Here is a 12334-nt window from a genome sequence, read left to right as displayed (position 1 = left end):
AAAATAGGGGTATCGAATAAATCATAAAAAGCGAAAAGGCCACATCCAGGAAGCGTAGATGAGGCCTTTTCTGAGTAATATACAGAGTGTATATGTCTTTATTATCTTAGTTGATCAACAACCTGTAGGATTGGATGTAAAACTGATTCTCCAAACAAAAGACTTCGCTCAGGAGACCATCCAAATTCAGGATCAGGAAGATCATTATTATCCTTAAATGGCATTTCGATGGTCAAAGATAAGCATTTAAATCGTTCCCCAATATGTTTTGAACAGATTGCTAAGTTGGCTTGCCCTGGCTCGTTCTTTGGGTACCCGTGAGTGTCTTGGAAATCAGGACATGAGGCCATCCACGACTGCGTGAATTTTTCTAAAAGATTTTTTAGTCTTTCGTCGAAAGATGGGATCCCTTCTATACTTGAAATAAAGTTGTAAGGTAGTGCCTCGTCACCATGAACATCGATATTTAAATCACAACCGTATTGGTCCATCATGTTACGCACATGATAAACTTCAGGACTGAAATCCAATTTTGGCTCGGCCCATTCACGATTTAGGTTGGCACCCGCAGCATTCGATCTTAAATTACCCAGAATACTACCATCGATATTCATATTCGGAACAATGTAGAACACCGCTTTGCTTAATAGGGTTCTCGAAACAGCGTCGTCTTCGTCAAGCAGCTTTCCAATCATACCCTCCATAAACCATTCGGCCATTGATTCACCAGGATGCTGACGTGCGATCACCCAGATTTTTTTCTTTTCGGGTGCATCTTCACCAACAATCAGCATGTCGATATCGCGACCTTGAATGGTTTCGCCTATTGAGACGAGTTCGCACTCAGGTGATAGTTGTGCATTGTGAACCAAATTAAGATGCTGTTCGTAGCTATATGGAGCAAAGTAGGCGTAAAACACAGAGTTGAACTCGGGTGTGTGTTCAATTACCAATTCTTTGCCATCATAGGTACTGGGTACTCTAAACCAAGTTTCTTTATCGTACGATGCTGCTGCATAATAGCCCTCGTAGCCTTCAGGATATGAAGCTTCAGAAGCGTTTATGATTCGCATTTTACAGGTTTGATTTTGTGCGCCTTGCAAACGGAAATGAAACCACTGGAAGAAATCGGAATGGGTATCTTTATTGATTTCGAGTTGAATATCTGTAGCCTTACTGCAATCGATCACCTTGATATTACCACTATCAAAATTGGAGTTGATTTTCATATTATGTGTTTTTTGTTGTCGTTTTTATATCGGTAACCAAAGATAATTTATTTGAAAACTCTGACCTATTGTTTGTCTTTATTTCTACAGGGAATCTGTCTTGCAGAAATCGACAGAGGTGTTGATAAACTTAATTATTTGTATAAATTTGTGGGTAAAGAGAGGACCTGTAAACAAAAAAATATGATCAATCTATTTAGACTTGAGGAGCTTCAGTCGAAAAAGCTAAAATATGCACTTTATGCGATTTTTATTTTATTCGTTGTTGCTGGAACTGTTTTAATAAAATACTACCGTAATATTTTTTCATCTAATATTGATTTGGGGGAGAAAACGGAACTGTTTATTCATATACCATCGGGGGCAGATATGGAAACGGTGATTCATATCTTTGAAGAGAGCAAGAGTGTTGTTAATCTGGCATCATTGAAGTGGGTGATGGAAAAGAAGCATTACGGCGAATCTGTGAAAGCTGGAAGATATCGAATTGAAAACAGAATTAGTAATAATGATTTGGTTAATCTTTTACGATCAGGACATCAAGCACCTGTTAACTTAACGTTTAATAATACGAGAACTTTGGAAGAGTTTGCCGGGAAAATCGGGAAACAGATCGAAGCCGATTCGTTGAGTATTTTGAATTTTCTGAAGGATGAGGCTAATATTAAGCCTTATGGTTTTAAGCCGGAAACGGTTATTGGGCTTTTCATACCAAATTCGTACCAGGTTTATTGGAATATGACGGCCAAGTCGTTTACAGAACGGATGTATCAGGAATATGTGAAGTTTTGGAATGTAGATCGTATGAAAAAGGCCTCGGATCTGAATTTGAACCCAATACAAATCAGTACACTGGCTTCTATTGTTGATGAAGAAACCACAAAAAATGATGAGAAAGCACGGGTTGCCGGAGTGTATTTGAATCGATTGAAAAGAGGTATAAAATTGGATGCCGATCCGACTCTTAAGTTTGCCTGGGGTGATTTTAGTATGCGTCGTGTGCTTAATAAGCATAAGGCGATTAAGTCACCTTACAATACATACAAGTATGCAGGTTTGCCTCCAGGGCCCATTCGACAGGCTTCTATTGCGGGCATTGAGGCTGTTTTAAATTTTGAAAAACACAAGTATATTTATTTTTGCGCCAGTCCGGAGTTTAATGGTTACCATGTTTTTGCCCGTAGTCTGAGAGAGCATAATAAGAATGCTGAGAAATACCAACGCGCCTTGAATAAGGAGAGAATTTTCAGATAAGGTTTGAAAGTCTAAAAAGTCAAAAGAGCCTAAGGGCAAAAAAAAGAGTGATTTGTAATAATCACTCTTTTTTTGTCTTTTATTAATCAACTTAAATTGCGTTGACTTCCATCTCTAATTTAACACCAAATTTGATCAAAACTGATTTCTTGATGTCGTTGGCAAGTCGAAGAACTTCGTAGCCTTTAGCATTGCCCAGGTTTACCAGAACAAGAGCCTGATCTTTGTGCACACCTGCCTGTCCAACTTGTTTGCCTTTCCAGCCGCATTGTTCAATTAACCAGCCTGCAGCAAGCTTGGTGTTTTTGTTATCCACTTCGTAATTTGGGCAATTAGGATATTTAGCTAACAATTTCTCTGCAAATCGAGTTTCAACAATTGGATTCTTGAAAAATGAACCTGCGTTACCAATCACTTCAGGATCGGGTAATTTCGATTCTCTGATTTTGATGATGACTTCCCGTATATTTTTAAGATTGACCTCATTGTAGTTCTCCAGCTCCTTTTTAATAGCCCCATATTCTAAATTAAACTCTGGCTTTTTAGTTAATCGGAAATAGACATGGGTGATGATGAAAAGGTTCTTGTATTCCTTTTTAAATATAGAGTCGCGATAGTCGAATTCACAATGAAAGTTTTGAAATTCAACTTGTTTTTTACTTTCTATCGATATGGCATCCAATTTTTCAACTACATGGCAAGCTTCTACGCCGTAAGCACCAATGTTTTGAACGGGTACTGCACCAACAACCCCGGGAATATTCGATAAGTTTTCGATTCCACCATAATTGTTTTCAACTGCCCAGGCTACAAATTCGTCCCAATCTTCGTTGGCACCTGCTTTAACTAAAACCGAATCATCATTTTCTTCGATAATTTTGATGCCCTTGATATTCGGGTGCAGAACTAAACCGTCATAATCATCTGTAAACAGGAGGTTGCTACCTCCGCCAAGAATCAGGTAATTGACGTTTTCAAGTGTGTTGTCATTTAAAAAAGACTGAATTTCGTCAACGGTATCGAATTGAAAAAAGTAATTGGCTTTGGCATCAATACCAAAGGTATTATAAGCTTTTAAAGAGTAGTTTTTGTGTAGGATAGCCATGTATCGTTTTTAATTAATCTTAAATGTTTAGCAAAGTTCTTTTTTGAGTAAAGCAACAAAGCCATTAATATCATCTTCGGTGGTGTCAAAAGAACACAGCCATCTGACTTCACCTTTATGTTCGTCCCAAATCCAGAAGAAGTATTCGTTTTGAAGTTTTTCAATTTTATCTTTTGGAATGATTGCCCAAATACCATTGGATTGAACCTTTTGAGTGATTTGAATGGTATCAATTTTTCGAACTTCACGTTCTAAAAGCTTCGCCATTTTATTGGCATGACGAGCGGTTTTTAACCAAAGGTCATCTGTTAACAGAGCTTCGAACTGACAGGCAATGTATTTCATTTTTGAGCAAAGCTGCATGCTTTGTTTACGAACGTATTTGGCATTTTTTGAAAGTTCAGGATTGAAGAAAATCACGGCTTCGCCAAGCATCATGCCATTTTTTGTTCCGCCGAAACTTAAAACATCAACACCGGCTTTGTTGGTGATTTCTCTCACGTCAACATCTAAACTCGCTACAGCATTAGCCAGGCGTGCCCCATCCATGTGCACATACATATCGTGCTTGTGGGCCAAATCGCAAATGGCTTTAATTTCCTCAGGGGTATAAACCGTTCCTAACTCCGTACATTGGGTGATTGAAATTACCTTAGGTTGCGAATGGTGTTCAAAGCCAAAACCGTGAAGTTGTGTTTTAATCAATTCGGGTGTCAGTTTACCATCTTTTACTTCAATAGGGATAAATTTGCAGCCAGTAAGCTTATCGGGGGCGCCACATTCGTCAACTTGTATGTGAGCCGTTGAAGGACAAATGACTGAATTCCACGATTGAGTTAGGGTTGATAAACCAATTACATTGGCACCAGTCCCGTTAAAAACAAAATAAACATCGATATCATGACCAAACAGCTCTTTGAATTTATCTATTGCTGCAGCGGTATAAGGATCACCTCCATAGGCCATAGAGTGACCGTAATTAACCTTTTGAATGGCTTCCATTACCTCAGGCAAAACACCTGAAAAATTGTCGCTGGCAAATCCTCGTTTGTTCATGTTTATTGTGTTTAAATGATTAGCTTTTTAGAAAAGCTAAAAATAGCTTTTATTCTGTAAATGCTATGGATGGATTGGGTGTTTTTAATCAGGAACAAAAACAGGTTGAAAAAATGATAGGCTGATAAAGAAAAAGGCCGCAACAAATCCAGTTTGTTACGACCTTTATATTTATATGAGAGTAGATTTACAGTAAGTTGCCCAGTTTAATACCAAAACTTACAGTCCTGGGGGTTCCAGGACCATAAACATAGTTTGGGTCTCGATCTATATTGATGTCAAAATCATTTTGATAGGCATTGAAAATATTTTTAATACCAGCCCAAAACTGAACGTCTGCTTTATTAATCTTAGTTGTGTATTCTATTTTGGTTCCAAGGTCCATAAAGGATGAACTCTCTCTTAACTCTCCCTCTATAGGGTTTGGAATTGTGTTACCGTAGTAGGGTAGGTACATTTTACCAGTATAATTCCCTGAGGTTGATAAGCACCATTTCTCTGAAAAGTCCCAATCTATAGTTATGAAACCATAATTATTAGGTGTTCGCATAAATTCTTTTTTCCCAAATGAAATATCCTGAGCTTTTTTATACCTGCTTTTTTGCGACGTAAAACCAGCTGTTAATGAGAAGGTATTTGATGGAATAATATTCAATTCTGTATTTATGCCATAGACCACGGCTCCATTTTCAGCGTTTGTTCTGGTGTAATAAACGATTTTATTTGCATCAGGCTCTGAAGCTACATTTACAAAGGCATCATTCAATTTGGTATGAAAGCCTTCAATTAAGAAGCCAACTTTAGTGGAACCAATTTTTGTATTATAGTCCAAAGATGTCATATAGGAGTGACTGGTTTCTTTTTTCAGCCCAGGGCTGTTTTTATGGATGATTCTTTGGGTTGTAGATGAAACAATATGTAAGTCTTCATCGAAAATTTGTGGTGCTCTATAGCCCTGAGAGTAGCTTAAACGGAATTGTAATTCAGGAAGAATATCATACAGAATATTTACTCTTGGACTGAAAACACGACCCGATTTGTTAATGTTTTGACCTTCACTATCATTGGATTTATCTTTAATTTCATAATAGTCGAATCGACCTCCCAATGAAATGCTTAAGCTGTTTAATTTATGGGAGTATTGACCGAATAGTCCCGTTGTGCTACTTGTTTGATTAGCAACTATGGTGTTGTCAGTATGAATATTGTTGACGTAGTCGAAATATCCCAACTTTTTATCTTTTAACGAAGATCTCGTATTTTCAAGACCTAAAACAAAGGATGAATTCTTTAATTTACCATTATACTGTACGCCCATATTGTAGGTGAAGTCATCGGTTTGCCCATAATCGGCAAGAGATTGCTCAACGCCATAATAGGACGCGCGGTCAACTTTTTGCCCTGATAGGTAAATTGATAGTTTATCTTCATCCCTGAAAAACTGATCGTACGAAATGGCTGTGGTTGTTAGCTTGTGTTCCAATTGTTCAGCAATATCTGCTTCGTGTGGTAAATAGTTGAATTTATTTCCACCACGACGTTCTTCGTTAATATGAAAAAAATCAACGGCTAATTTACCTCTAAATCCAAATCGGTGGAAAAAGCGGGAACCTACTGTTGTATTATCTAATTGTGTCAACTCAGAAAAGCCGTCATTGTTGGCATCAAAGGCTTCTTTATCTCTGTAGAATCCATAAACTGAAAGACCAGTTTTGTAATCATCAGAAACGACAGAAGCATTAAAATTGACATTATAATCCAATGCAGGACTATCTGCACCATCCACGCCTACACCTATTAAACTAGAACTGCTACCTATTTCGAAGGCATTGTTAAGCGGATCTTTTAGGATCATATTAATAGTGCCCGCAATGGCATTACTCCCGTAGAGGGCCGAACCTCCACCACGAACAATTTCTACTTTTTCAATCATATTGGTCGGAATTAACTCCAATCCATAAACACCAGCCAAACCACTAAATATTGGTCTGCTATTGATTAATATTTGAGAGTAAGGTCCTTCCATGCCATTCATACGCACTTGGTTGAAACCACAGTTTTGGCAGTTGGTTTCCATGCGTAAACCTGGACTGAAGTTTAAGCTTTCACTTAAAACAACAGATTGACTGACTGAGAATAATTTGGGGGATAAGGAGCTTACTATAACAGGTGCTTCTGTTCTTTTACTTGCACCTTTATCTCCGGTTACAACTACTTCGTCAATACCCAATGCATCTTCCATAATATCAAAATTAAGTTCGATGGTTTCATTGGCTTTTATTTCAGTGGTTTTTTCCAGACTCTTGTATCCCATACCTGATGCTACAATAGTTAGTTTACCCAATGGAAGATCGATTAATCTGTAATGACCTGTAGCGTCTGTAGAAACACCAATGGTTGTTCCTTTAACAATTATATTTAGGAATGGGATATGTTTCCCATTGCAAACAACGTGTCCTACAATAATGGCATCGTTGTCTTTTTTCTGACTGAAACTAAATTGTGCCAGCATTAGAAATGCTAAGCTGATAATGATATTTTTCATATAACAGTATTCGTTCCTCATGTTTTATTGTTGAGGAATAAAGTGATTTCTTTTGATTTTGGATGTAATTATCCTGCTTAGTAGTGTTTGAGGATACTAATAATTAGGTTTTGTCTTTTAAATATAAAAAGGCTGTGGAATAATTTGGGACAGTTTTTGGGGAGGTGCCCTGCCTGATTTTCTTAAGGATAAGATAGCAATATATCTTATTTGTAGAAATTCATTTTTATCAGAATTGGCAAGTGATTTGTTGAAATGATAGATTACAGCACTGATAAAGAAGAGTAGGGCAATATTTGCTAGTATAAGCAATTCATCTTTATCGTGATGGTGATTCTGTGGAGGATTATTTGTTTTATTGTAGGGGTGAGCATGAGTTACAACGGAGCCATCAAGTAAAATTTGACTGTGCGTAAATAGAATACTATTAATGATTAGTAGACCCATTACACCAAGTCCTATATAGGCTAGTATTTTTATATTGTGTTTAATTTTCTCCATCCATCTACAAAAATAGTTTAAATTAAGACTAAATAAAATTAACAAGGAGCATTTTTGCTAATATTTCACATTTTTGACAGTATGTTTTAGTAAAAAAAAATGAGCAGAGTCTCACATACAAGTAAGACTCTGCTCATTTTTATTCGAAATTAATATTTAAGCTTCTCCCTTTTTCTCTTTGGGAATGGCATAGAAAATTTTGCTTACAATTTTCCATCCGTCTTCAAATTTGATCAAGGATAGATAGTCGATGTACTTTTTCTTACCTCCTTCGTAGAATTCTATTTTTGCAGTTGAGACGTTTCCTGCAACATCAACAAATAAGAACTTTATGGTTGTAAATTCATCCTGGAAAGCATACTTGTGTTTTTCTTTACTTTCTTTTGCGTTCTCAATCCAGTTGTAAATTGGATATTTCCACATTGTATTTCCTTTGCCTGCACCCATAAGATTAAAACCAGGGTGGAAGCCTTTATTGACAGCTTCTTGATCAGCATTATTACAGAGACCATCTACATATGCAGATTGTATCACAGATTTTATGAGCTCTTTTTCCTTTTGGACATCATCCTGAGCGAAGGAAACAGAGCATGCGGATATTAAACAGATAGCAGCTAGAATAAGTTTTTTCATCGTTTTGTAGGTTTTGATTAATATTTTCTGATTTTGAAGATTACTAATTTAACTAAACATGTTGATAAATAAAATCTTACAGATGCAAGCTGGATGGTAGTTATAGTGGGTATAAAGAAAAAGCAGCCCGAAAGCTGCTTTATTTTATATCCTATTGTAAGGGAAGAGAATTAAAATTTCTCATCGTATTTTGTCCAAAGACCATCGCCAATTTCCCAGGCCTTTGCCACCACTTCATTTCCAAGTTCAATACTTCTATTGGTTAAGAAAGTACGTCGTTTACGCTTGCTAAGTGATAAATATTGTTCATCAACTTTAGCTTGCTCTTCGAAATATCGCTTTTGCAATGGAACAAATACTTTATCCACATCGTGACGCATATCGCCCCAGCGTTGTGCCGTTAATGTGCTCAGACGGTTGAATGCCCACCAGGCTGAAGTTCGGGTATATCCCAATTGACGGGCTTTAACTTTGTAAGATGGCGCCAAATCGGTTGTTCCGGCGTAAACAGGAATGTAGATTGAAGTGGCTACATTATCCTGAGCCAACCACACAATCCCACCGATATCGTCCGGTAACCAGCTGCGGCATTGAATGATGGTTGCATACATGGTGTACCAACGTGCAATTGTACGTTCACCCAGTTCGCCCCAACCACCGTTAACTTTAAAAAGTTTGTTCATGCCATATGGCATAAACGGGTTGGCAAATGGAGAAATAGCTTCTTTGCCATCCTTATCGGCCTGTTTGATATTTTTTACAAAATTGAAAGGCGTACCTTCATAATAGTCTTTGAAAATTTCAACCAGCTTATTCATAGTCACCTTTTCGTCAGGTTTTACTGAGAAAGGAAAATCTTTAGCTGTTGGATCCAAATCTAAAGAAGGAGCAGCCATTGAAAGCACACGCCATTCTCTACGTCGCGATGCCATTGAACGGCGACTCTCTGGAGCATAGGCGTAATTCCACTTGAAGGTTTCCTTTTCAGGATTGTACCAGCCATTCTCCTGAGCTACCTGATAGATGTTGTCAGAAGCCATAAAGTAATTGCTATTCTTCAAATCGATTTCTTTGATGGTTGAGGCATTGGCATTGACAGCAATATGGTCATCGGGTACACGCTGTGCCACCCAAACGGCACCAACTTTGCCTTTACCCGGACCGACCACTTCAAAATGCCAAACTTCTTGTTTGTCAGCAATGGTTAAACATTCGCCATAGTCTCTCCACCCGTATTTTTTTAACAAATCATCAGCCATTTTAATCGCTTCGCGAGCAGTCGAGCATCTTTCAAGCATCAACTGTTCGAGTCTTTGGCAATCGATTAAACATTTGTCTGAGAATAATTCTTCGTGTCCGCCGAAGGTTGATTCGCCAATAGCCAATTGTTTTTCGTTAATACAAGGGTAGGCGGTGTTCAGAAACTGATAGGTTTTGGAAACCTGATTGATTTCACCAATTTTTTTATGCTGATAGGTTGGCATGCACAAACTATCGTAGGCCGAACGTTCGAAAAGCTCGAATTTGCTGTCTTTATCATGTGTTTTTGCAGGAACAACAGACATCCAGCCACGTGTGCGGTGACTATCGTCGGTATGCGATGTGATAACCGATCCGTCAAATGTTGCTGATTTTCCTACAGTAATGGTGGTGCAGCCTTCGGGTACACCATTTTGCCAATCGGATTTATCCTGCGCTATGCTTGTTGCTGAGGCAAAGCAAAGACCGATAAAAAGCAATGATTTAAATTTTCTAAGAATCATGATTGTGTTAGTTGGTTGTGTATTAAAAAAAAAGAGACAATGAAAGGGTTTAATCTTGCTATTGTCTCTTTCAGTTTTTTTATTTTTCGGTTTTAACCAGATGTATACCATCTTTTTCGATGGTAATCAGACGTTGCTTGTAAAGTAAGCCAATAACTTTTTTAAAGTTTTTCTTACTCATTTGCAAGTTGTCGTAGATTTCTTCCGGTGAACTTTTATCGTTTAAAGGTAGAAATCCGTTTTCTTTCTTCAGAATTTCATACAGTTCTTCACCTACTCGTGGTACTTCCAGGTGATAACCTTGCTGTTGAAGGCTAAGGTCAATTTTTCCATCAGGACGAACTTTTTTAATCCAGGCCTTGTAAACATCACCCTCGCGAATGGCACCAAAAATCTCGTTGTTGTAAAGGATGCCCATGCCTTTGTTGTCGATAATGGCAGAGTATCCCAAATCAGATTGATGTCCAATCATAATGCTGACTTCCTGACCTTCGGTAAACTCAGCGTTTAGATCTTTTACAATTTGTTCAAGTTTAGCTGTGGCTGCAATACGTCCTGTTTTTTCATCAACATAGATATAAACCAAATAGCTACGCCCTTCTTCCATTTTCATTTTTTGCTCACGGAAAGGGCAAAGTAAATCTTTCATCAATCCCCAATCGAGAAAGGCACCTACCTGGGTGACCGCTTTAGCTCTTAACCATGCAAATTCACCTACAATAGCATAAGGTTTTTCAGTTGTCGCAATTACACGATCTTCTGAGTCGCGGTAGATAAAAACCTTGATGGTATCATCCAATTGGGTTTTTTCAGGTACATATCGGGTTGGCAGCAGAATTTCGGTTTCGTCTTCTCCTGTTAAGTAAACGCCAAAGTCAACCAATTTGGCAACTTTTAGTTCGGCATATTTTCCAATTAAACTCACGTTTTTTTGTTTTAGTATGTGGTACGGGCCTCAGTATCGAGGTTGAAACCAAGGCTTAGTCATTATTATATTGAAATGATTCACCATTGGTAATGGGGAATCAGAGATCAAAAGTACGCATCTTTTGTGACATTTTTTGCTTAATCTCTTTTTTAGAATCAGACTTTGATGCGGAGGGATTTGTTCTTGTACAATTCGTCTAAGTTTTTGAATAGATGACGGGCTGGCTTTGAAATATATTCTATTTTTGAGCTGATTAAAGTAAGTATTATGAACTATTTGAATTTAGTAGACTTTTCAGTGCATCCTTCAGATTTAGACCTTTTGGAGGGTGGCTGGAATGGTCTGAAAAAATATATTGAAGCCAGCCAGGCAGATGGACTTGAATTGCTGATTGGCTATGAGCGAGCATCTGATGAAATTCCAAAGGAATTGGTGAAAAGTATTCATTTGCCTTTTTGGATTACCTGGCTTGATGTTTGGCGAAAAGGGGAGCAGGGCTTGAAAGCTTATTTTCCACCCATGCCAAATGATCATATTCAGTATTGCTGCGGAGGGAGGAATCAGCGAGAGATGATAGCCACACAAAAGAAATTGTGGGAGCTTGCGGCAGAATACCAGCCTAAACAAGCGGTAATGCATGCGGCTCATGTGGAGTTGGAACATGCTTTTACCCGCAAGTTTACTTATACCGATACGGAAGTTTTACAGAATTTTGCGGAACTTCTAAATCGAACAGCACAGGAATTTTCCGATGGAGAACCCCCTTGTGTGATTGGGATTGAGAATCTTTGGTGGCCGGGTTTAAATTTCAAGGATTCTTCTCAAACGGATGATTTTGCGGCTTCACTGAATTTTGATAAATGGAATTTGGTTTTGGATACCGGCCATTTAATGAATACCAATCCGAAACTGCGTTGTGAGGATGAGGCGGTTGATTTTGTTTTGGAGACCTTATCTCAACTATCAGCTGATATCAGAAAACGGATTCAATCTCTGCATCTGAATTTGAGTTTATCAGGAGACTATCAGTTGCAGCAAATTCGTAAGGGCTTACCCGCCGATTGGGCGAGTCTTACTCATGGGGAGAAATACAGCTCAGCCAGAAAACATGTTTTGAAAATCGATCAGCATCTGCCTTTTCAGACACAACGTGTGAAAGAGATTGTTGATTTGATACAACCGCACACCGTGATTCATGAATTTATCACACCAACCATGGCGATTTACAACGACTATTTGGAAGAGCAAATGGGTGTATTGGTTTAGTTATAATTGAATGATAGAAACCTCGTAAGATCATTGTTCTTACGAGGTTTTTTG

The 12334-nt window shown here is 38.1% G+C and carries 10 protein-coding genes; 2 read left to right on the top strand and 8 right to left on the bottom strand.

Going from position 1 to position 12334, the window contains the following annotated elements; all coding sequences use genetic code 11:
• Positions 1-101: 101 nt before the first annotated feature.
• The gene (locus EO244_RS13325) at positions 102-1229 is read right to left on the bottom strand and encodes a M14 family metallopeptidase (protein WP_129255184.1); all 1128 of its coding nucleotides are present in this window, start codon (positions 1227-1229) and stop codon (positions 102-104) included.
• Between the two features lie 183 nt (positions 1230-1412).
• On the opposite strand from EO244_RS13325, the gene mltG reads away from it, so the two are divergent.
• Entirely contained in the window at positions 1413-2483 is a 1071-nt protein-coding gene (mltG, locus tag EO244_RS13320; protein ID WP_129255183.1) for an endolytic transglycosylase MltG, read from the top strand.
• Between the two features lie 91 nt (positions 2484-2574).
• Here the strand turns inward: mltG and murB are convergent, their stop codons facing one another.
• The 7 genes from murB to EO244_RS13285 form a co-directional block, all read right to left on the bottom strand.
• Positions 2575-3588, bottom strand: coding sequence for a UDP-N-acetylmuramate dehydrogenase (gene murB, locus EO244_RS13315; protein WP_129255182.1), 1014 nt, complete (start codon positions 3586-3588; stop codon positions 2575-2577).
• Between the two features lie 27 nt (positions 3589-3615).
• The gene (locus tag EO244_RS13310; protein WP_129255181.1) at positions 3616-4644 is read right to left on the bottom strand and encodes a threonine aldolase family protein; all 1029 of its coding nucleotides are present in this window, start codon (positions 4642-4644) and stop codon (positions 3616-3618) included.
• 187 nt (positions 4645-4831) lie between these two features.
• A complete protein-coding gene (locus EO244_RS13305) occupies positions 4832-7189 on the bottom strand; it encodes a TonB-dependent receptor (RefSeq protein WP_129255180.1) in 2358 nt (785 codons plus the stop codon).
• A gap of 117 nt (positions 7190-7306) precedes the next feature.
• On the bottom strand, positions 7307-7690 hold the full coding sequence (locus tag EO244_RS13300) for a hypothetical protein (protein ID WP_129255179.1): 384 nt from the start codon (positions 7688-7690) through the stop codon (positions 7307-7309).
• A gap of 156 nt (positions 7691-7846) precedes the next feature.
• The gene (locus EO244_RS13295; RefSeq protein WP_129255178.1) at positions 7847-8323 is read right to left on the bottom strand and encodes a nuclear transport factor 2 family protein; all 477 of its coding nucleotides are present in this window, start codon (positions 8321-8323) and stop codon (positions 7847-7849) included.
• A 170-nt stretch (positions 8324-8493) separates the two neighbouring features.
• Complete coding sequence (locus tag EO244_RS13290) at positions 8494-10086, bottom strand: dipeptidase (RefSeq protein ID WP_129255177.1); 1593 nt, start codon at positions 10084-10086, stop codon at positions 8494-8496.
• Positions 10087-10165: 79 nt separating this feature from the next.
• On the bottom strand, positions 10166-11011 hold the full coding sequence (locus EO244_RS13285) for a CvfB family protein (protein WP_129255176.1): 846 nt from the start codon (positions 11009-11011) through the stop codon (positions 10166-10168).
• Positions 11012-11281: 270 nt separating this feature from the next.
• Here EO244_RS13285 and EO244_RS13280 point away from each other — a divergent pair, with 270 nt between their 5' ends.
• Positions 11282-12280 carry a TIM barrel protein gene (locus EO244_RS13280; protein WP_129255175.1) on the top strand — a complete coding sequence of 333 codons (999 nt, stop codon included), beginning with the start codon at positions 11282-11284 and terminating at the stop codon, positions 12278-12280.
• The last annotated feature ends 54 nt before the right edge of the window (positions 12281-12334 follow it).

It is taken from the genome of Ancylomarina salipaludis, assembly GCF_004122035.1.
Taxonomy (GTDB): Bacteria; Bacteroidota; Bacteroidia; order Bacteroidales; family Marinifilaceae; genus Ancylomarina; species Ancylomarina salipaludis.
This window is presented reverse-complemented; position numbering and strand designations above follow the sequence as displayed.

What these genes read in the sequence shown, in the direction of transcription:
- EO244_RS13305 (WP_129255180.1), bottom strand. Translation starts at nt 7,189, where the DNA reads ATGAAAAATATCATTATCAGCTTAGCATTTCTAATGCTGGCACAATTT.
- EO244_RS13300 (WP_129255179.1), bottom strand. Translation starts at nt 7,690, where the DNA reads ATGGAGAAAATTAAACACAATATAAAAATACTAGCCTATATAGGACTT.
- EO244_RS13290 (WP_129255177.1), bottom strand. Translation starts at nt 10,086, where the DNA reads ATGATTCTTAGAAAATTTAAATCATTGCTTTTTATCGGTCTTTGCTTT.
- mltG (WP_129255183.1), top strand. Translation starts at nt 1,413, where the DNA reads ATGATCAATCTATTTAGACTTGAGGAGCTTCAGTCGAAAAAGCTAAAA.
- EO244_RS13310 (WP_129255181.1), bottom strand. Translation starts at nt 4,644, where the DNA reads ATGAACAAACGAGGATTTGCCAGCGACAATTTTTCAGGTGTTTTGCCT.
- murB (WP_129255182.1), bottom strand. Translation starts at nt 3,588, where the DNA reads ATGGCTATCCTACACAAAAACTACTCTTTAAAAGCTTATAATACCTTT.
- EO244_RS13325 (WP_129255184.1), bottom strand. Translation starts at nt 1,229, where the DNA reads ATGAAAATCAACTCCAATTTTGATAGTGGTAATATCAAGGTGATCGAT.
- EO244_RS13295 (WP_129255178.1), bottom strand. Translation starts at nt 8,323, where the DNA reads ATGAAAAAACTTATTCTAGCTGCTATCTGTTTAATATCCGCATGCTCT.
- EO244_RS13280 (WP_129255175.1), top strand. Translation starts at nt 11,282, where the DNA reads ATGAACTATTTGAATTTAGTAGACTTTTCAGTGCATCCTTCAGATTTA.